This is a genomic window from Saccharopolyspora pogona (assembly GCF_014697215.1).
Taxonomy (GTDB): Bacteria; Actinomycetota; Actinomycetes; order Mycobacteriales; family Pseudonocardiaceae; genus Saccharopolyspora; species Saccharopolyspora hattusasensis.
Map to the genome: position 1 here is coordinate 7,913,152 of NZ_CP031142.1, position 19,218 is coordinate 7,932,369.

The 19,218-nt window shown below is 67.9% G+C and carries 23 protein-coding genes; 14 read left to right on the forward strand and 9 right to left on the reverse strand.

Annotation, left to right across the window (positions count from 1 at the left end; genetic code table 11):
• The first annotated feature begins 124 nt into the window (after positions 1 to 124).
• Both DL519_RS37370 and DL519_RS37375 read left to right on the forward strand, forming a co-directional pair.
• The gene (locus DL519_RS37370) at positions 125 to 550 is read left to right on the forward strand and encodes a ribonuclease domain-containing protein (RefSeq protein ID WP_190821864.1); all 426 of its coding nucleotides are present in this window, start codon (positions 125 to 127) and stop codon (positions 548 to 550) included.
• A 194-nt stretch (positions 551 to 744) separates the two neighbouring features.
• Positions 745 to 1,500 (forward strand): DivIVA domain-containing protein, encoded by a 756-nt coding sequence (locus tag DL519_RS37375; protein ID WP_168585003.1) that lies wholly within the window; start codon positions 745 to 747, stop codon positions 1,498 to 1,500.
• A 359-nt stretch (positions 1,501 to 1,859) separates the two neighbouring features.
• On the opposite strand, the gene DL519_RS37380 is transcribed toward DL519_RS37375, so the two are convergent.
• From DL519_RS37380 to DL519_RS37395, 4 genes are read right to left on the reverse strand one after another with little or no spacing between them, the layout of a single operon-like run.
• Positions 1,860 to 2,357: a hypothetical protein gene (locus DL519_RS37380; protein WP_190821866.1), complete on the reverse strand. Its 498-nt coding sequence runs from the start codon at positions 2,355 to 2,357 to the stop codon at positions 1,860 to 1,862.
• Positions 2,350 to 2,625 carry a hypothetical protein gene (locus DL519_RS37385; protein WP_190821868.1) on the reverse strand — a complete coding sequence of 92 codons (276 nt, stop codon included), beginning with the start codon at positions 2,623 to 2,625 and terminating at the stop codon, positions 2,350 to 2,352. Before DL519_RS37385 ends, DL519_RS37380 begins: the two co-directional genes overlap by 8 nt.
• A gap of 50 nt (positions 2,626 to 2,675) precedes the next feature.
• Positions 2,676 to 3,683, reverse strand: coding sequence for a WXG100 family type VII secretion target (locus DL519_RS37390; protein ID WP_190821870.1), 1,008 nt, complete (start codon positions 3,681 to 3,683; stop codon positions 2,676 to 2,678).
• Positions 3,684 to 3,685: 2 nt separating this feature from the next.
• The gene (locus DL519_RS37395; RefSeq protein WP_190821872.1) at positions 3,686 to 3,997 is read right to left on the reverse strand and encodes a WXG100 family type VII secretion target; all 312 of its coding nucleotides are present in this window, start codon (positions 3,995 to 3,997) and stop codon (positions 3,686 to 3,688) included.
• 313 nt (positions 3,998 to 4,310) lie between these two features.
• On the opposite strand from DL519_RS37395, the gene DL519_RS37400 reads away from it, so the two are divergent.
• The 4 genes from DL519_RS37400 to DL519_RS37415 all read left to right on the forward strand — a co-directional run bounded on the left by DL519_RS37400 (position 4,311) and on the right by DL519_RS37415 (position 7,432).
• Complete coding sequence (locus DL519_RS37400; protein WP_190821873.1) at positions 4,311 to 5,159, forward strand: ESX secretion-associated protein EspG; 849 nt, start codon at positions 4,311 to 4,313, stop codon at positions 5,157 to 5,159.
• 85 nt (positions 5,160 to 5,244) lie between these two features.
• Positions 5,245 to 5,574: a hypothetical protein gene (locus DL519_RS37405; protein ID WP_190821875.1), complete on the forward strand. Its 330-nt coding sequence runs from the start codon at positions 5,245 to 5,247 to the stop codon at positions 5,572 to 5,574.
• Positions 5,571 to 6,152: a DUF3558 domain-containing protein gene (locus DL519_RS37410; RefSeq protein WP_190821877.1), complete on the forward strand. Its 582-nt coding sequence runs from the start codon at positions 5,571 to 5,573 to the stop codon at positions 6,150 to 6,152. Before DL519_RS37405 ends, DL519_RS37410 begins: the two co-directional genes overlap by 4 nt.
• A 20-nt stretch (positions 6,153 to 6,172) precedes the next feature.
• Positions 6,173 to 7,432, forward strand: a complete 1,260-nt coding sequence (locus tag DL519_RS37415; RefSeq protein ID WP_190821878.1) for a PPE domain-containing protein — start codon at positions 6,173 to 6,175, stop codon at positions 7,430 to 7,432.
• Between the two features lie 72 nt (positions 7,433 to 7,504).
• Here DL519_RS37415 and DL519_RS37420 read toward each other — a convergent pair whose 3' ends face one another.
• From DL519_RS37420 to DL519_RS37435, 4 genes are all read right to left on the reverse strand, one after another.
• Positions 7,505 to 7,747, reverse strand: coding sequence for a hypothetical protein (locus tag DL519_RS37420; protein ID WP_190821879.1), 243 nt, complete (start codon positions 7,745 to 7,747; stop codon positions 7,505 to 7,507).
• Between the two features lie 274 nt (positions 7,748 to 8,021).
• Complete coding sequence (locus DL519_RS37425) at positions 8,022 to 8,360, reverse strand: hypothetical protein (RefSeq protein ID WP_190821880.1); 339 nt, start codon at positions 8,358 to 8,360, stop codon at positions 8,022 to 8,024.
• A 227-nt stretch (positions 8,361 to 8,587) separates the two neighbouring features.
• Complete coding sequence (locus DL519_RS47780; protein ID WP_223839999.1) at positions 8,588 to 8,809, reverse strand: hypothetical protein; 222 nt, start codon at positions 8,807 to 8,809, stop codon at positions 8,588 to 8,590.
• Complete coding sequence (locus DL519_RS37435; RefSeq protein WP_223840000.1) at positions 8,806 to 9,048, reverse strand: zinc finger protein; 243 nt, start codon at positions 9,046 to 9,048, stop codon at positions 8,806 to 8,808. Before DL519_RS37435 ends, DL519_RS47780 begins: the two co-directional genes overlap by 4 nt.
• Positions 9,049 to 9,389: 341 nt before the next feature.
• On the opposite strand from DL519_RS37435, the gene DL519_RS37440 reads away from it, so the two are divergent.
• The 6 genes from DL519_RS37440 to mutM all read left to right on the forward strand — a co-directional run bounded on the left by DL519_RS37440 (position 9,390) and on the right by mutM (position 13,240).
• On the forward strand, positions 9,390 to 10,211 hold the full coding sequence (locus tag DL519_RS37440; protein ID WP_190821881.1) for a helix-turn-helix domain-containing protein: 822 nt from the start codon (positions 9,390 to 9,392) through the stop codon (positions 10,209 to 10,211).
• Positions 10,212 to 10,224: 13 nt separating this feature from the next.
• The gene (locus DL519_RS37445; protein WP_190821882.1) at positions 10,225 to 10,419 is read left to right on the forward strand and encodes a DUF397 domain-containing protein; all 195 of its coding nucleotides are present in this window, start codon (positions 10,225 to 10,227) and stop codon (positions 10,417 to 10,419) included.
• A gap of 330 nt (positions 10,420 to 10,749) precedes the next feature.
• Positions 10,750 to 11,322 (forward strand): YceD family protein, encoded by a 573-nt coding sequence (locus tag DL519_RS37450; protein WP_190821883.1) that lies wholly within the window; start codon positions 10,750 to 10,752, stop codon positions 11,320 to 11,322.
• A 2-nt stretch (positions 11,323 to 11,324) separates the two neighbouring features.
• On the forward strand, positions 11,325 to 11,507 hold the full coding sequence (gene rpmF, locus DL519_RS37455) for a 50S ribosomal protein L32 (RefSeq protein ID WP_010305807.1): 183 nt from the start codon (positions 11,325 to 11,327) through the stop codon (positions 11,505 to 11,507).
• Positions 11,508 to 11,521: 14 nt separating this feature from the next.
• Entirely contained in the window at positions 11,522 to 12,271 is a 750-nt protein-coding gene (gene rnc, locus DL519_RS37460) for a ribonuclease III (RefSeq protein WP_190824452.1), read from the forward strand.
• A gap of 78 nt (positions 12,272 to 12,349) precedes the next feature.
• Positions 12,350 to 13,240, forward strand: coding sequence for a bifunctional DNA-formamidopyrimidine glycosylase/DNA-(apurinic or apyrimidinic site) lyase (mutM, locus tag DL519_RS37465; RefSeq protein WP_190821884.1), 891 nt, complete (start codon positions 12,350 to 12,352; stop codon positions 13,238 to 13,240).
• A gap of 45 nt (positions 13,241 to 13,285) precedes the next feature.
• Here the strand turns inward: mutM and DL519_RS37470 are convergent, their stop codons facing one another.
• The gene (locus DL519_RS37470) at positions 13,286 to 15,379 is read right to left on the reverse strand and encodes an ArnT family glycosyltransferase (RefSeq protein ID WP_190821885.1); all 2,094 of its coding nucleotides are present in this window, start codon (positions 15,377 to 15,379) and stop codon (positions 13,286 to 13,288) included.
• A 238-nt stretch (positions 15,380 to 15,617) separates the two neighbouring features.
• Between DL519_RS37470 and DL519_RS37475 the strand changes: the two genes are divergently transcribed.
• Together DL519_RS37475 and DL519_RS37480 are read left to right on the forward strand one after the other, a co-directional pair.
• Positions 15,618 to 16,877 (forward strand): bifunctional glycosyltransferase family 2/GtrA family protein, encoded by a 1,260-nt coding sequence (locus DL519_RS37475; RefSeq protein WP_190821886.1) that lies wholly within the window; start codon positions 15,618 to 15,620, stop codon positions 16,875 to 16,877.
• Positions 16,874 to 19,051, forward strand: coding sequence for an ArnT family glycosyltransferase (locus DL519_RS37480; RefSeq protein ID WP_190821887.1), 2,178 nt, complete (start codon positions 16,874 to 16,876; stop codon positions 19,049 to 19,051). The genes DL519_RS37475 and DL519_RS37480 overlap by 4 nt, the downstream gene beginning before the upstream one ends.
• Positions 19,052 to 19,218 lie beyond the last annotated feature (167 nt).

The window sequence follows — 19,218 nt, forward strand, 5'->3', positions numbered from 1 at the left end:
ATCCGGGCCTTCCGCCGTGCTACGCCGTTCGGATTAATGCGTGTCCTTCGACCGTGCCCTATGACATTTCGGGTTCACGTCAGCTTCAGTGCGTGAACACGCCATCGACGTAGCGTGGCCGACCATGAAGCGGATCACGTCGAAGACAGTGCAGATCCTGTTGGCCGGTCTGATCGCGGTCGTGGGCCTGGTCGGGTACCAGGCGAGCGCCCTGTCCGCCGCGCCGACCGCGCCCGTCGCGCAGGCGCCGTGCGGGGACACCGCCGGTTTCCAGAAGGCCGACCTCTCCGCCTTGCCCAAGGAGGCGACCGACACGGTCAACCTGATCAAGCAGGGCGGCCCCTACCCGTACCCGCAGGACGGCCAGGTCTTCTCGAACCGGGAAGGCATCCTGCCGAAGTGCGACAGCGGGTACTACCACGAGTACACCGTCAAGACGCCCGGCAGCGACGACCGCGGCGCGCGCCGCTTCGTGGTCGGCAACGGCGGCGAGTACTTCTACACCGAAGACCACTACGACAGCTTCCGGCTGACCAACATCAACGCGTAGTTCCGCGAGCCGTGCGCGTCCCGGGGTGCCCGGGGCGCGCACGAGTGCGTTCGGGGCTTGACACGCGGATACCGGATTTCCCCCGCCGCGCCGCCAAGCGCGGGCAGACTGGTAGCAGAACAACCCATGATCGGCGGTTGCGGGTGTTCTGACATGCTTGCCGCTGCGGCGGCTACGACGGCAGGGAGATCAAGGTGTACCGGGTGTTCGAGGCGCTCGACGAGCTGGTCACGATCGTCGAGGAAGCGCGTGGCGTGCCCATGACGTCGGGGTGCGTGGTGCCCCGCGGCGACGTGCTGGAGCTGCTCGACGACGTGCGGGACGCGATCCCGCAGGAACTCGACGACGCCCAGGACGTGCTCGACCACCGCGACGAGGTGGTGTCCACCGCCGAGGCGCAGGCCGACAAGTCGGTCACCGACGCCCGCAACGAGGCCGACCGCACGATCGCCGCGGCGCGAGCCGAGGCGGAGCAGCTGCTCGCCGACGCCCGCGAGCAGGCCGACGAGATGGTGGCCGAGGCGCGGGCGCAGGCCGAGCAGGCGGTGACCGCCGGCCGCCGCGAGTACGAGGACTACGTCGGCCGCGCCCAGTCCGAGGCCGACCGCATGGTGCAGGCCGGTCGGGCCGCCTACGAGCAGTCGGTGCACGAGGGCAAGTCGGAGCAGGCCCGGCTGGTCGCCGACACCGAGGTCGTGCAGGCGGCGAACACCGAGGCCAAGCGGATCGTCGACGAGGCCAACGAGGACGCCGAGCGGCTGCGCAGCGAGTGCGACGCCTACGTCGACTCCCGCCTGGCCGACTTCGAAGACCTGCTCGGCCGCACGCTGCGCACCGTCGGCAAGGGGCGCCAGCAGCTGCGCAGCCCGATGGGTGCCCCGTTCGACTACGAGGAGTGGAACCCGGCCCGACCTGGGGTTCCGCAAAATGGGGGCGATGGGGGCCGCTAGGGGATTCTGGGGTGTTTCCGCAGCTCAGCCCGCTTTTTGGTCGTCCTCGCTCGGGGGCTCGGGGGTGGCCTGGTGGCCGCGCTTGGTCCCATGCGTTGTCCCACGAGTCCCACGCTCGTCGACCACCGCCAGGCCCTGCTTCTCGCCGAGTGCTGCGATGGCCCGTTCGCGGGCATGAGGGCTCCGCTGAACGTATCCACGGGGTTTCGAGGTGAGGGGTACCCTTGAGCGGCTGTGCCACCCACGGGTGCCCCTCACCTCTTCCTGGCGGCCCGCTGCAGGTGTGATTTCTGGTTCACCGGAGTCATCGGCCGGCCGCTAGGAGTTCGCAGAACGAGCTCGCTTTCACATCCTCCTAATTAGGGTGGTGGGTTGTTGCGAACGAACTCCGCGAACTGCTGGGCCTTGACCGCACGCCGGTGCTCTGCTGCGTCATGGAAGTAGCGGTTCGAGGCGGGAAGCCAGGAGCACACGATGCCCGTGATGCCCAGGACGCCGACGAGCACGCTGAATGCCTTGAGTCCGATGCCCCATTCTGGGTCGAGCAAACCGAAAGGGACCAGGATGGCGTAGCAGCCGGAGATGATGGTGAAGAACACCCGCCAGCCGTTGGACCCCGAGCGGACTTTCCAGCAGCCGAACACGAGGATCCCCGCGATAACAACACCGAAGATCAGGCTTGCGACAAGCGTCCCTTCGGAGGCGGCCACCGCGAGCAGCCAGTAGAGCACCGCGACGGTTGCCCATGCTCCGGCTGCGAGCTCCAGCACCGCGGGGCGTCGGGCAGCCTCGCCTGGCGGTGGGGAGCCTGGAAATCCTCCTGGCTGGCCCGGGTGTGGGTATCCCTGGTTAGTCATCGACGTCCTCCAGCCACGTTTCGTTGGAGAGATCGTCGTCTGCCCACGAGGGGGTGCGGTCGTGGCTTGTTTGCGTCGTTTCTCGTGGCTGTTCTGGCTGGTTTTGGCGTTCGGCGGCGCGTGTCAGGCTCTGCTCCAGCTCTTCTGAATCACGAACTGTCGCGTCGCGATAAGCCTGTTCTTCGTCCCGTAGTTCGGCGGCGAGTCTGGTGGCTCGTTCATGCGCGGTGTTCACGATGAGTGCCGCGCGGGACTCGTAGGAGCCCATGATGTTTCACCTCTGTTCCGCGTTAGCTTCAGGAAATACTTGCGATGTAGTCAGGCTGAAAACAGTGGTGGAACGCCCGCGAACGGGTTGTTGGGAACGCATTCTGCTGCGGCGATGAACTCGTCCCACAGGCTCCGTATGTCATCCTCGGTCTTGGCGCACACGATCTCGTTGAACTTGTTCAGCTTCGACTCGAAGGCGGGAATGAACTCGTTGTTCAGCAGCTTTTTCGCCTGGTCGGCTGCTTCCTTGAGCACATCTACTGCAGCACCCACGCGATCCCCGGCCTGCGGGATGATGGAAGCTCCTGCCTTGATCAGGTCGCCAAATTCATCCACGACGGTGCCGACGGCGTCGTTCAGGGCGACGCCGGATTGGTGTCGTGCCATCTTGATGTACTGCTGGATCGAGGGCGGGACTTGGCCGGCGCAGTCCACGCTGAACAGCTCAAGAGCGGACTGGGCACAGAGCCGGACGATGGTTTCCATCGCGGTCGCGTGGTGTTCGACATTGCGGCCGAACGTGTTGACGCCTTCCTGAAAGGTGTGGCCGGCTTCCAGGAACTTCGAGATGTGGTTCGTCGTGGCCACAGCGGCCTCGCCGCTCCAGTTCGCTACCAAGGCGCGGAACTCCGTATCCACCTCGGCGTAGGTGTTCTGCATCGCGCCGTAGGCGCAGTGGATGGTGCCGATATCGTGGCGGAAGGCGGCGAAGTCGATGCCGTAGAGCCTGCGGTACTTGCCGTAGATGTCGCGTTCGAGATCGAGTCCGGCGCCCTTCCAGTCGTTGTAGAGCGGAAGGTAGTCATCAAAGAAACGCAGCCCGGCAAGCCCGACGTCCAGCAGCTCGTCGGACCGGCTCGCCCCGGCGCTGGCCATCTGCGCCAGCTCGCCTTTGGCGCCCTCGACGGCTTGCTTTGCCGCCTTGCCCTGCAGCATGTAGTCCTTGATCGAAGGCGCGGTTCTCGCTGCCAATTCCCCGGCTTCCCGCTGCGCGGTCACCGGATTAAGGCGCCCCAGAAACTCGATTCCCTTTTTGACTTCGTCCCACTCGCTCATGCTCAATCCCCAGTCTTAATGGAGCCGACGTTACGAGCGTTGTCCGCATCGACCGAGCCGTACGTGTCCGCGGAGGCCCCCAGGGCGTTCGCAATCCCCGCGACGCGCAACGCGTAATCGTGAACGCTTTTACTCATGTCGCTCACGAACTTGCGGTACTGCTCACCCGCATAATGGAATGGTTCCCCCACGTTTCCCCCAGATACGGGACTATTGGCCACGTCGTTGGCCTTGTCCTCAAGCGGCCCTACCACTGCCTGGAATGATTTCCCTACCGCAGCGAGATCTTCGCGGCTGACACCAAATCCTGTCACTGGCTATCGTGCCCCCTCCGAGGTTGTTGTCTGTGCGGCAGGCTGGCTCGCCGAAGGCTCCTCGCCGAAACCAGCGAACCACCGGACGGCCACCAGTGCGGCGACCTGTCCGCACCCTCCGTATGAACTGCCACACAAATCTGCCGCCTTCTCGTGTTCTGGTGACCGTAGCAGCCGGAATGCGTTGACTCGACCATTCGAGTGAGAGCGCCATCGCTGGTCCAGCTTCCGACATGCTCCGCGCCCGGTATCGATATGCTGCCGTGCGGCCAATCGGCCCGAAAAGTCCAATGTGGAACGCGCAGGGGTTTGGGTGGAGTGCAGTTTCTGGGAGTTCGGCGCCATTGTGCGCCACGAGAAGGCCCGTCACGAAGCTGGCCTGGTCTCGGCAACGGAGGCGCAGCGCAAGTTCGGCTTGCCGACGTTCGTGATCGCCCGCAACAGCGGACTCGACCAGCCCGACGACCCGCGTGCCGCGCTGGAGGCCGCCGCAGACAGCGCGCGGGCCAAGGGCTGGATCGAGCGATCCGGAAGGTTGAACGATCAGTGGTACGAGATCGTCTCTGCGCTGGTCTACGGCCAGTCCTTCGCCTACCTCTACCTCACCGAACCTGAAAAGCCCGAGACCCGGGCGATGGTTGCGGTCAACCATCTGGCGTTTCGCCTGATCCTGCGCGGCGACCGGGTGTGGATCGACGAAGTCGGCCCGAATGCTGCCGAGCAGGTGTTGGTGGCCTGTCTGCGCGACGTCAGCCCAGCGTCAGGGCGGCGGGTGCAGCTGCCGACCGCGGTGCTGCGAGCGGCTGGGATGGAAGCGGAAGACCACCAAGCCGACCAGGGCGACTGGATTGCCTACGAACTCGGCCAAGCGGGCATCCCGACCGAGGACGCCAAGATGGTCGGTGCGTTGTCGAAGCTCGGTGATCGGGTGACCGGGCAGTTCAACGTCGGAGTCCGCGAACCCGGCGGCACCGCTCGTCTCGCGCCGTGGGCGATCACGGTGCACCACAACCCCACGGGGCGGGTAGCGCAGATTCCGCAGCCGCCGCGTGGTGAGCAGACCCTGCTCACCCCGGCCAGCAACAAGACGCTGGCCACCGCGTTGCGTACCTATCGCGACGAGCTCCGCTTGCAGGTCCTCGACGCGTGGCGATTTGGGTAGTTCTACTCGACTTTGGCCCCGGTCTCGGTGGTTTGTGCCAGGATCTCGACCGGGGCCGCAAGATCGGTAAAGGGGAGGGCAAGTAGTGAGTGAGCCGGTAAGCGTCAACGGCCGCCAGACGTTCTACGTCGACCTCGACCGCGCACCCGAGCTCCTCGCCGAACTCGACGGTGTGCGCGCCAAGTACGAGGAAGCACGGAAGACGGCAGCAGAACTTGGGAACATCATGCCGCCGTTCGCAGACGATGTGACCGTCGAGGTCTTCAAGAAGCTCGGCGAACGCGCTCAAGGCGGTGAGGGCTGCCTCTATGACACTGCGCAAGGCATGATCCAGTGGATCGACGACTTCAAAGCCGCGATCCAGAAGACGATCGACGAGCACAAGCGCATCGACGAAGAGAACCGGATGGCATGACCGTGCACACCACGCGCACCACCCTCGCAGTGACAGCGAGTGTGCTGCTCCTTGGCTTGGCCGGCTGCTCCCCAACCACCGGCGGCGAACCAGAACCGAGTACGGGAGGTGAGACAACTGCAGCGGCCAGCGACCCGTTGCACATCGACAAGCCCAAGAACCTCAAGGCAGTAGCTGACCCGTGCCAGCTGCTGACGTCGACCCAGGTCCAGCAACTCAAGGCTGGAACACCTGCGCCTGGACAGTCTGAGTGGGGCCAGACGTCTTGTACGTGGCGGAACCAGGAGCTGCGGATCGACATTTCGCCCGACACCGTTCAAGGCCAAGGACTGCGCTGGATGGCGAAGACGGCTGGCGACAACGGCAAACCGAACGCCAACGTCAATGGCTACCCAGGTGTGCGCTACGGCGTGAGCAGGGGTTCGTGCGGTACCTATGTCGGAACTTCGGACAAGGACTTGTTCCTGGTTTATTTCCAGACCGGCAGCGAGGGTAGCCGCAACCCGGAGTATGCGGATCCGTGTGCGATGTCAGACAAGATCGCGGGCATGGTGCTGGAGAACATTCCTCCAGCCTGAGATGGGGGGCTGAGGGGATCATGGAACTGTTCGGCTGTTTGTTCGGCACCCGAGAGGTGCCGGGGCGGGCGCAGGCGGAGTTTGACCACCCCAAGATCTACGGCGAGGTCGAGTCCGGGCCGGGGGTGAGTGCGGCATCGCGGGCGGCGGCGAACTGGCGGGACCGAGTGAGCACCGCGTTCGGCGACGCCGACGGGGACCTGGATCGGGTGTTGAAGAAGTTCGACGTGGTCCTGCAGGGCGCCGCCGCTGAGCAGGCCAAGGACGCGGTGACGCCGTTGTCACAGGCGACCCGCCAGTCGATCGAGGTGGCCGCCCAGGTCGGGTCCGCGGTCGAGCAGCAGGCCCAGAGCTCGGCGGACTTCAAGAACGCCTTCCCGCCGCCGTATCAGGTGCCGCAGATCGACATCGGCTGGGGCGACTACGTCAACCCGATCGCCTACGGTGCGAGAACCGGGGTACGGGCGGCATACGAGGAAAAGCACGACCAGGTCGATGCCCAGGCGCGCGAGCAGTACGAGTCCTACACCCAGGCCAGCAACGACCGGGCCAACACGGTCCAGCGGTTCGATCCACCGCCGACGTTCACCGCCGACGTCGCGCCAGCGTCGACCGCGCCTGTGAACAAGGTCGACCCGAGCACCGGCTACACCAGCACTACCGGAACCGGCACCGGTTCGGCGCGGACGTCGCCGGGATCCGTGGGCACCACGGGTTCGGCGGCGCCGGGTGGGCAGCCGTCGGTGAGCCCTGATTCGCAGGCGCCGGCCGAGTCGGGCTCGGCGTGGGCGACCCCGCCTGCGGCTGGCGTGACACCTGGACCGACTGTCGGGGCGCCGACGTCAGGTCCTGGTGTCGGGGGTGGGTTCGTTGGCGGTGCGTTGATTCCGCCTGGCAGCACGAGCGGACCGGGTACCGGTGCGGGCGGCCGGGTCGGCGGCGGTACAGGCGGTCTTGGCTCCGGACGGGGCACAGGTGGCGGCGGAGGCAGCCGCGGGTTTGGGTCGGGCGGTTCCTCTGGTGGCTCGACATCCAGCAGCAGCTCCAGCGGGGCGGGTGGCCGCGGCGGCGCAAGCGGTGTCGCTGCTGGTGGAGGCTCCGTAGTGCGCGGTAAGCGTGAGGACGAGGACAAAGAGCACACCAACAAGTACCTGGAGCCCACCGACGAGGCGTGGAAAGAGCTCGGGCTGCCGAAGTTCGCTCCGCCGGTGTTCGGTGACTGGGCAGCCGAGGAGCAGGAGGGCAAACCCCCGCGCCCTTTGGAGAAGGACAACCCGTAACGGGTCACCTTCTCCCACTGCTGGCCGAGTGCTCCCGTTTCCTTCGGGAAGCACGCGGCCAGCTCCCTTCTTTCACGCCGTGTCCGGTCTGGGAACAATCTGAATCCGTCCGGTGCGGACCTGTTCGGAGCACCACGAGCACACCGGCCGATCGTCCCTTTCGGACACTTCGGCGGGTGGGGTGAGCGCGCCGCATACGGTGGTGTGCTTGCCGTCCTTGCGTGGCGGCATGTCGGTGGGCAGGACGTGGTTGTGGTAGCCGAATGCTGCCCAATACCCGGTCGGGACGTCCTCAACGGACTGATCATCTGACATGACGTCGTGCCTTTCCTTTCGGGGTTTTGGTGGCGGCGGCCGGGTCGGTGCGTCGGGGGATGCACCGACCCGGCCATCCAGAAACTCCCGGCGCACGCGGGATCGGTTGCGGCGGTGTGCCGTGCGTCGATCCCCACCAGCCACGAAGCGAGTCGGCCGGGTGGCTGTCGCGCGCCGGGAGCTGAACCGGCGAGGGCGGTGCACCGAGGGGCGGCGCATCGCCCTCGCCGGGCGACTCGGTGCCGGTCGGGGAAGTCACGACACCGAGCCGGGTCTACAGGTTCTGCAGCCCGACGAGGACTCGCCGCAGCGCGCCCGGATGACGGGCAAGCGCTACTTGGTCGCCGATCGGCAGGCCGGTGGAGGCCAGCGGCAGGAGGCGGGTTTCTTCGACGGCCAAGGCGTCGGCCAGGTCCCCGAGGATTGTGATCGGTTCGCGGAGCTGGTGCCGGCCGCCGCTAGTCTCGGCGTCGATCCGCTTGACCAAGTACTCGACCGTGAGCGCGCCCTCGCCGCTCCCGCCGTGCTGTGGCCGAGCCAGGAAGTAGCGGCAGCCCCACCAGGACAGGAGCACGACCGCAACAACCCCCACTGCGATACCCACGGTGATCATCCGCAAGCCCTTCCTTGATGGTGTGGCTGGTGGTGGAGAACAGGCCGCGCGACGTGCGCGGGTGGCCCGGCGAGCGACGTCGGGCGGATGGTGATCGGTCGGCCGATGTCGGCAGGTAGGCCGCAGAGCGGATGGGCGTGCAGCACCGCGATCGGGGCGTCAGCGTCGCCGGGCGGTGGGAGCGTGAGCACCGCGCGCAAGGTCCACACGGCCGGCGAGTGGTAGTGTCAGGAGACGACCTTGGGCCGGAACACGTCGGTGTCAGCCAACGTCGGGGTGCGGTAGGCGGTGGCGTCGTCCGCTCCGCGGAGGATCACTACGTCGGCGCAGGTCGGCCACTGGAACACATGGGCGACCAGCTGAGGGCCGGTCTTCGGGCCGAACACGTAGAGAACACCGCCTCGGCGGCGTAGCTTGCCCAGCAGCTCATCGACCTCGGTGTGGCTCACTTCTCCCCCCTCCCTTGGGCAGCCGGCATCGGGATGCCCGCCAGCCGGTGGGCCTCGGCGTTGCAGCCCGGGCAGGTTTCCCAGAGCCACGCCTCGACGGAGTTCTTCGCGCGAACCTGTTGCCGACACAGGGCGGTGATCTCCGTGCCGTCCGGCCAGCCGCCAGCAGGTCGCTCGTCGGTGGTCGCGTGCCGGGCGCCGTCGGCCGGAAGCCAACTGAACGGGTGCGGTCGGTACATCAGGCCGCCGCCTTCGAGGGTGCGGGACCGGTGGTCGGCACCGTGCTGGCCACCGGTCCCGCGGAACCGCCGCGCGCCGAAGGATGGATTCGTCGCGACAGGGCGGCATACATGCTGCGGCTACGCAACCGCCGCAGCGGTCTGTGGTGCATTGGATGTCTCGGCACTGCGAACACAGGTCCCAGGAGCATCTCGGCCACCTCCGGGGTTTGAAGATCTACGTCGCTGATCTCCATTGATGATCTACTGAGATCAATCTATATCGTAGAACTACAACGAAGAAGCGTCGAACGAGTTATCCACCCTGAAGGGCTACAGTTCAGGGCATGGCAAGTCCGATCATGCGGCGCAAGGCGCTGGGCCGTGAACTGCGGAAACTCCGAACGCAGGCAGGCGAGAGCCTGGAAGAGATCGCGAAGCTTCTCGGCTGCTCGACGGGCAAGGTCGGTCACTTCGAGACCGGCCGGAACGCGCCCAGCAAGCCCGAGTTGATGGTCCTGCTCAACCACTACAACATCAGCGCGCAGGACCAAGCGGTGTACGAGGAGATCCGGCAGGAAGCCTCGAAGCGCGGCTGGTGGTCGACCTACCGCCTGCCCAACTGGTTCTCCAACTACGTCGGCATGGAGACCGACGCCCTGAGGCTCCGCAACTTCGAGCTGGAGCTGATCCCAGGGCTGCTGCAGACCGAGGAATACGCGAGAGCCGTGACCGTGCTCGCGCGGCACATGACCGAACCTACCGAGGTTGAACGCAAGGTCGAGCTGCGCATGGCCCGGCAGAAGCGGCTATTCGCGGAAGAGCCGCTGGAGCAGATCGCTGTGATCTCCGAGGCGGCGCTGCATCGCTGTGTGAAGACCAAGGATGTCTCGGCAAGGCAGCTGACTCATCTGCTGGAAATGGGCGAACGACCCAACATCGAGATCCACATTTTGCCGTTCGACGACGGCCTGCATGCGTCGCTGTCCGGCAGTTTCGCGCTGCTCGACTTTCCATCTGAGACCTGGCCGCCCGCCGCATACCAGGAGTACGCCGTCGGGGGCCACCTTGTGGACGATCTGGAAATCGTGGCTGCGCTGGATACGCTCTTCGGCGAGCTTCGAGAGCGGGCGCTGAGTGAACGGGACAGCGCCCGCCTGATCTCGAAACTCGTACATAAGTGAAGGGCGAGAACTTATGAATCTCTCTCGCGTCTCTTGGCGCAAGTCTAGCTACAGCGGTGGGGGAAACGCCTGCGTCGAGATTGGCGTGGCGCCCGCGGTCGTTGGTGTGCGTGACACCAAGGACCGGTCCTATGGCACCCTCGCGGTGACGCCCGAGCGGTTCGCCGACTTCCTGACGGCGATCAAGGCTGGCAAGCTCGAACGCTGAGCTGCATCTGCGGCCCCCGTTCCACGGATGGAGGAACGGGGGCCGCAGCGCGTACATAGACCGGTGTGTCCCACATCTGTCCCACGTGGCTCGTTCCGTCCCAGGTAGAAGCCCTGCCAGGCCGTTCGACTACGAGGAGTGGAACGCCGGCTACAACGCCGACGCCAACTGATCTTTTCCCGTCCTCCGCAGCGGATTCGCCGCGGAGGGGCTGGTGTCGCGGGCCGAGAGCTGTCGCGTACGCTGGAAAAGCTGGCTGGGATGATGCGCAGCTGTTCATCCACCGATGCCGCACCACCTGCCCTGTTGAATTGACCACCGAAACTTGTGATGTCTAAGAACCATGCAGCGCGCACCGCGCACGTCGGCCCTTGGGTGATCGACACTCGGGAGATCGGCCACCGGGCCGGCAGTAGCCGCGCCTACACGCGCAGTGCCCCGGCACCGGCCGGGTTCGGGCTGGACATGATCAAGGTGCCCGAGGGCGAGCCGGTCGAGCTCGACCTGCTGGCCGAGTCGGTGGTGGAGGGCGTGCTGGTGTCGGGCACCGCCGCGGCCACCTTGACCGGCGATTGCGTCTGTTGCCTGGACCCGATCTCCGACGAGGTCGAGGTGGAGGTGCGGGAGCTGTTCGCCTACCCGGACAGCGCCACGGACGCCAGCACCGATGACTACGAGGTGGAGCGGGTCGTGGACGACCTGATCGACCTCGAACCGGTGGTGCGGGACGCGATGTTGCTGTCGCTGCCCTCGGCGCCGTTGTGCTCGCCGGACTGCCCGGGGCTGTGCTCCGGGTGCGGCGTGAAGTGGGCCGAACTCGCCCCCACTCACACGCATGAGACCATTGATCCTCGCTGGGCCGCACTGCAAGAGCGGCCCAGCGGGACCGAGGAGGAGAAGTAGTCGTGGCCGTCCCGAAGCGCAAGATGTCCCGGGCCAACACCCGTCACCGCCGGTCGCAGTGGAAGACCTCGGCGCCGACGCTGGTGCAGTGCTCCAACCGTGCCTGCCGTGAGCAGAAGCTGCCGCACGTGGTCTGCCCGGCCTGCGGCCAGTACGACGGCCGCCAGGTCGTCCAGCCCGCTTGATCGGCGGCCGCGTAGTGGGGGGAAAGCAGTCACGGACCCGGAAGGTCGATCGGGCTCCGCTGTTGGCGGCGCTCGGCGTCGAGCTCGACGCCGAGCTGCTCACCCTTGCCCTCACCCACCGCTCGTACGCCTACGAGAACGGCGGTCTGCCGCCGAACGAGCGGCTGGAGTTCCTCGGGGACGCGGTGCTCGGCCTGGTGATCACCGATCACCTGTACACCGAGCACCCGGACCTGCCCGAGGGGCAGCTCGCGAAGCTCCGCGCCAGCGTGGTCAACATGCATGCGCTGGCCGGCGTCGCCCGCGGGCTCGGTGAGGGCGGTCTGGGCGAGTACCTGCTGCTGGGCAGGGGCGAGGAGCTCACGGGGGGCCGGGACAAGGCGAGCATCCTCGCGGACGGTCTGGAAGCCGTGCTCGGCGCGGTTTACCTGGCGAAGGGCATCGGCGTCGCCCGCGATGTGGTGTACCGGCTGTTCCAGCCGCTGCTGGCCGAGGCGCCGCAGCGCGGTGCCGGGCTGGACTGGAAGACGAGCCTGCAGGAGCTGACCGCGTCGACCGGGCTCGGCGTGCCCGAGTACCGGGTCGAGGAGCAGGGGCCGGACCACCGCAAGGAGTTCAGCGCCTACGTGGCGGTCGGCGGTCTGACCTACGGTCGCGGCGACGGTCGCACCAAGAAGGAAGCCGAGCAGAAGGCCGCCGAGGCGGCCTGGCGGCAGCTGTCCGAGCAGCAGACCACCGAAGACGCCGAGACGCCCTCCGAGTAGCGCCGCCTGCCGGGCCGCGCGAGCGGGGAGGCGGGGGCCGCGCGCCGGGGTTCGGCGCGGGTGGTCGAAGATGTTTTCGTGCCTGAGTTGCCTGAGGTCGAGGTCGTCCGGCGGGGTGTCGCCGAGCATGCGGTCGGTCGGACGTTGTCCAGCGTCGAGGTCCTGCATCCGCGCGCGGTGCGTCGGCACGTGCCCGGTCCGGATGATTTCGCAGGTCGGCTCGCCGGGCGTTGCCTGAGCGCGGCGCGGCGGCGCGGCAAGTACCTGTGGCTGGAGCTCGGTGACGAGGCGGGTTCGCCCGATTCCGGCGGTGAAGCGCTGGTGGTGCACCTGGGGATGAGCGGCCAGCTGCTCGTGCAGTCAGGCGACGCCCAGGACGAGCAGCACCTGCGGGTGCGGTTGCGGTTCGCCGACGGCGGGCCGGAGCTGCGGTTCGTCGACCAGCGCACCTTCGGCGGCCTGCACCTGGCCGATCTGGTCGAGGTGGACGGGATCGCGTTGCCGAAGCCGGTGGCGCACATCGCGCCCGACCCGCTGGAGCAGGTCTTCGACGTGGACGCGGTGGCCGCCCGGTTGCGGTCGCGGCGCACCGGGATCAAGCGGGCCTTGCTCGACCAGAGCCTGGTTTCCGGGGTCGGCAACATCTACGCGGACGAGGCGCTCTGGCGGGCCAAGCTGCACTGGGCGCGGCCCACGGCGACCTTGACGCGTCCCAAGATCCGCGAGCTGTTCGGCGCCGTCACCGATGTCATGCAGGAGGCGTTGCAGGTCGGCGGCACCTCGTTCGACGCCTTGTACGTCAACGTGAACGGCGAGTCCGGTTACTTCGACCGCTCGTTGGCGGTGTACGGGCAGGCGGGGTGCCCGTGTCTGCGGTGCGGGGCCTCGGTGCGGCGCGACGCGTTCATGAACCGCTCTTCCTACACCTGCCCGGTGTGCCAGCCGAAGCCCCGCAACGCCCACCTCTGAGCACGTGGAACCGCGCTGTTCCATCCCACCGGCAGATGGCGGAGCTCAACTGGCGCGGGTTGGGGACTGACAGTCGTAGAGGTGGGTTTTCGCGTCGGCGTCGCCGCCGTACTCCGCCGGCGCGACGACGGTGCAGTGGTTCGCTACCCAGGCCATCGAGTCGTCGACGACCTTGGTGTCCACCTCGCCGCCAATGGCTTGGACGCCGGAACTCCCGCTGGTCCACACGTAGCGGAGCGCGCCGCTGCGGACGTATTCCTCCAGCTCGCCCACCGTCGGCGTCGGGTCGTTGCCGTTGTAGCCGCCGACGGCCATCACCGGCTGGCCGGTGTCCAGGATGATCGGTGCCGCGACCATCGAACCCACCACCGCGACCAGCCAGGTCTCGTCCCGGTGGTGCTCGACGAGGTAGCGGGTGAGCTCGGCGCTGACCTTCTCGGCGCGGCCGGGGCCTTCCCGCATCTCCGCCTGACCGGCGAAGCGGGGCTGCCCGGGGTCGCCTCGCATCCTCGTTGGCATACCGGCGAAACCGCCGTTGCCGGGCCCGCCGCCGAACCGGTCTCGCGGCCCGCCGGGCCCGCCGCTGGGACCGGCCGACGGGAACGTCGCGGCGACCGGTGTCGACAGCGGCGTCAGCGCGTACGCGGTGGGACCGGCCAGCACGGTGACCAGGCCGAACAGTGCGGCCACGGCGATCGACCGGCGGTGTCGGTGTCGGTGAACCGGGGGTAGCAGCAGCGGGATCGTCATCGCGATGGTCGCGAGCACGGTCTCCACGACGACGAGCGGGGCCAGCCACGGGACGAAATCGCTGTTCTGGCCCAGCAGATGGGCGCTCCAGAACCCGGTGGTGGCGATGGCCGCAGGCAGCAGCAGTCCCCACCACCCGGAATCCCGGGCCAACCGCATCATGCTCGCCACACCCATGCCGACCACCGCCGCCAGCGGTGCCGAGAGCGCAACGGTGTAGTAGGCGTGCCAGATCCCGGAGGCGAAGGTGAACACCACGGCCGTGACGGCGAGAGTTCCGGCCCACAGCAGGAAATCCGCGCGTTGGACGTCGCGTCGCGGGCGACGCCACAGGTCGACGATCACCGCCACGGCGCCGAACAGCGCTAGCGGGTAAAGCCAGCCGATCTGCTGCGCGACCTCGCTGCTGACCAGTCGCGACCAGTTTTCGTCGCCCGGGCCGCCGATCATGAGCCCAGGTCCTTCCGGCATCCCGCCGCCTGGAGCCGCGGCGAGACCGGGCATTGCGCCGGAGACGTGCATCCCGCCACCGCCTCCCATGCCCGGCGACATAATCCGGTCCTGGCCCTCGATGCGGCCGAAGCCGTTGTAGCCGACCAGCAGGTTCCAGACCGTGTTGTCCGTGCTGCCTCCCACGTACGGCCGGGAGCCCGGCGCGGCCAGGTCCACAATGGTCAGCCAGGACAAGCTCACCACCGCGAGCACGCCCGCTGCTGCGCCGAGGTTGAGCAGCTTGCGCGGCCAACGCGGCGGTGCCGCCAGCAAATACACCGCGGCGATCACCGGCACCACGAATCCGGCCTGCAGCATCTTGGTGTTGCAGGCCGAACCGACGGCCACGGCGCTCCAGACCAGCGGTAGCAGTTTGCCGGATCGGATTGCGTTCGACGTGGCCCAAAGCGCGACGGCGAGCAGCAGCGCGAGCAGCGCGTCCGGGTTGTTGTGCCGGGACATCACCACCGCGATCGGGGTCAGGGCCAGCGCGACCGCTGCGACCGTCGCGGCGACGTGGCCGAAGCTCCGGCGCACCACGTGGTGCACGATCCAGACCGTCAGCACCCCGGCCAGCGCCTGCGGCAGCAGGAGGCTCCAGGTGTTGAAGCCGAACGCGCGGGCGGAAAGTGCCTGGATCCACAGCGCCAGCGGCGGCTTGTCGACGGTGATGAACGAACCTGCGTCCAGTGCACCGAAGAAGAACGCGTGCCAGCTCTGGCTCATGCCGAGCACCGCCGCCGAGTAGTAGGTGTTGGCCCACTCGTTGATCGACAGCGACCAGGTGCCGAGGAACACCGACAAGGCGAGCACCGCCCACAGGGCCGGCCGGGCCCACCCCGGGTCGTCTCGTGGCCCGAGGAACAGGCGCGGTAGGCGCCGGCGTTCGGTTGTCATCGCGATTTCCTCTCACACGGCCGGTTCGCCGAACGGGTCCGACTTTGGCCCGCGCGCCTGGGAAAACCGTGGGAAATCCCCGAGAACATCGTGATCCGCTCCGAGCTCTGCTCGGCTGAACTGCGAAAACGCGCGGAGGCGGACGACTCCCAGGTAATTCCCAGCTGGCGCCCACGGCCCTCGCACCTCGCCCCGGCTTGATGGACACCGCAACAGGCCGGAAGTGAGGTGGTGGGAGATGAGTGCCGTGCCGCAGCTCGGTGTCGCCGCGCAAGCACGCCGCGCGGCAAGCCGAACCGCGACGGTCGACGTGGTGATCCCGGTTCACAACGAGGAACGTTCGCTGCCCGGATGCCTGGAAGTGCTCGGCAAGCACCTCGCCGAAGGCTTCCCCTTCTCGTGGACCATCACGGTGGTCGACAACGCGAGCACGGACGGCACGCCGGGAGTCGCCCACGAGCTGGCCGGCGCGATGGACAACGTTCGGGTGCTGCACCTGGACCGAAAAGGTCGCGGGCTGGCGCTGCGCACCGCGTGGGGTTACAGCGACGCGGATGTCGTGGTGTACATGGACGTCGACCTGTCGACCGGTCTGGACGCGCTGCTCCCGCTGGTCGCCCCGCTGGTCAACGGGCACTCGGATCTGGCCATCGGTTCCCGGCTGGCGACCGGCGCCCGCACGGTGCGCGGCCGCAAGCGGGAGCTGATCTCCCGCTGCTACAACAAGTTGATCCGCTGGACTCACGGTGCCCGGTTCACCGACGCGCAGTGCGGTTTCAAGGCAGCGCGCACGGATGTGGTGAAGCCGCTGCTGAAGCACGTGCAGGACGATTCGTGGTTCTTCGACACCGAACTGCTGCTGCTGGCCGAGCACAACGGCCTGCGGGTGCACGAGGTCCCGGTGGACTGGGTCGAAGACGTCGACACCCGGGTCAACGTGGTCAAGACCGCCACCGACGACATCGCAGGCCTGATCCGGGTGGCGCGCGCCAAGATCACCGGAGCGGCGAAGGTCCCGGGGCTGCCGCAGAGGCCCGCGCCGCGAGCCGTACACCCCCAGGCCGTGCTGGCGAAGCGGGAGAACGGCCTGCTGTGGCAGCTGGTTTCGTTCGGCGTGATCGGGCTGGTATCCACAGTGATCACCTCGGTGCTGTACGCCGTCCTGCGCTCGTGGTGGCCGCTGCTGCTGGCGAACCTGGTGGCGTTGACCGTCACCACGTTGTGGAACACCGAGGCCAACCGCCGGTTCACCTTCCTGAACCAGTCCAGCTCCTCCGGGCGGGTGCACCTGCAGGGGCTGGTCGTGTTCGCCCTCTACTACGTGGTCACCTCCGGTGCGCTGCTCGGATTGCACGCCTGGCAGCCGGATCCGTCGCGGTGGCTGGAAGTTCTCGTGCTCGTGGTGTCTTCGGTGGTCGGGACGGGGCTGCGGTTCGTGCTGCTCAGGTCCTGGGTGTTCCGGCCCGAGGTGCCGTCCAAGGAAGAGGAACAGGGATGACGTCGGTTGATACGACGACCCGGCACGCCCGGGTCGAGGAGGCGGAGCCGCGTCGCGGGACCGCGCCGTGGCAATGGCTTTCGCTCGCGGCGATCTGCGTGCTGGCCGGGGTGCTGTACTGCTGGGGAATCGGCGGGTCCTGGGGGAACTCGTACTACTCGGCGGCCGTGAAGTCGATGTCGCAGAGCTTCGAGAACTTCTTCTTCGGCTCCTTCGACCCGGCCGGCGTGGTCACCGTCGACAAGCCGCCAATGGCCCTGTGGGCGCAGGTTCTGTCGGTGAAGGTGTTCGGGTTCAACCAGTTCGCAGTGCTGTTCCCGCAGGTGCTGGCCGGTGTCGCGGCGGTCTTCCTGCTGCACCGCATGGTTCGGCGCTGGGCGGGCGAGCACGCCGCGCTGCTCGCGGCGCTGGTGATGGCGCTGACACCGATCACGGTGATGATCAACCGGGACAACAACCCGGACACGCTGCTCGTGCTGCTGGTCGTCGCGGCGGGTTATGCGATGACGCGGGCCTTCGAATCGCGCAAGGCCACGGGTTGGGTCGCGTTGGCGGCGTTCCTGGTCGGCTGCGGCTTCCTGACCAAGATGCTGCAGGCCTGGATGGTCCTGCCCGCCTTCATCGCGGCCTACCTGGTCGGCAGTCGCGCCGGGTGGGGGCGGCGGTTGCTGGATCTCGGCGTGGCAGCCGTGGTGGTGCTGGTCAGCTCGTTCTGGTGGGTCGCGGCGACCGCGCTGTGGCCGTCGCCGAAGCCGTACATCGGCGGCAGCACGGACGGTTCCGCCTGGGATCTGGTGTTCGGCTACAACGGTTTCGCCCGGATCTTCGGCGGTGGCGGCAACGCCGGTCGAAATTTGGGCGGCGGTGGCGGCTTCCAGCCGCCGTCCGGTGGTCCGGGCCGTGGGGGCGGCGGTTTCTCCGGCTCGTCGGGCGTCCTGCGGTTGTTCAACGACCAGCTCGCCGGTCAGATCAGTTGGCTGCTGCCGCTGTGCGCGTTGGTGCTGGTCGCGATGCTGGTCGTCGGGGTCCGGCATTGGCGCGGCGGCCGGGGGCTGGACCGCGGGCAGGCCGCGGGCTGGGTGCTCTGGGGCGGTTGGCTGGTGGTCATCGGCCTGATGCTCAGCTACGCGCAGGGCACCATGCACCCGTACTACACGACGCTGCTCGCGCCCGCGGCCGGCGCCGTGGCCGGGGCCGGGGTGGTCCGGTTCTGGCGCTGGTACCGGGAACCGCGGGGCAAGGCGTGGCTGCTGCTTCCGGTCGGTGTCGCGATCACGGTGGCGTGGGCAATGGCCGTCGTCGCGCGTGATCTGAGCTGGCACGCGTGGGCCGGGTATGCGGCCGTGGGGTTGGGCGTCCTCGCGCTGGTCGTGCTGCTGATCGGTCGGCGCGGCAAGGCGGCGCTGGCCAGAACCGGCCTGGTGCTGGGCTTGGCCGCCGCTTTGGTGGTGCCGACGGCGTGGTCGGCGCTCGGCGCGGTCAGCGGCCAGAGCGGCATGGGCGGCGCGAACCCGATGGCCGGCCCGGCGATGAGCATGCGCCGACCGGGCTACGTCATGCGGTTCCCGGGAGCGGTGCCGCCGAACGGTCAGGGCCAGTACGGCGCGCAGCAGCCGCAGAACTCGGTCGAGCGGGGCAGCGCCGAGGAAGGGCCGGTCCTTTTCATGGGCGGCAGGGGCGGTGAATCGCTGACCGAGGAGGAGCGGAAGATGCTCGACTACGTCCGGGCCAACGCAGGTGACCTCGACGTGCCGCTGGCGGTCGAGGGCGGCTCGATGGCCGCGTCGTCCTACATCATCAACTCGGACCTGAGGGTCGTCGGCATGGGCGGTTTCAGCAGCAGCGACGAGGCTCCGTCGGTGGCCCAGCTGGCGGAGTGGAAGCGGTCCGGTCAGCTCGGCTACGTCCAGCTCGGCGGCGTGGGCGGCCCGGGCGGCATGCAGCGCCACGACGGTATGGGCGGCCGGGAGGGTATGGGCGGCGGCGATGCTCAGCCGGGCGGGGACGGTTTCCAGCCGCCTGCGGGTGCACAGCCTCCCGGTGGCATGCCGGGGCGTGGCGGCCAGGTCAGCCAGGAGCGCGACCAGTGGGTGAAGCAGAACTGCACGCTCGTCAACCCGGCCTCCTGGGGCGGTGCGGCGGACACCTCGCTGCAGCTCTACAGCTGCAAGTGAGGCGGCGTGGGTGCGCACCCAGGCTGCGCACCCACCCCGGACAGCCCCGTATTCTGCCTGGTCAGGGCCCGTGGTCGCGGTAGCAGCCCAACGTACTCACGGGCGATCAGCTGCGGAAACATCGACGCGATGGGATGCGCGGCGGTGATCTCCGGGGTACGAATCCG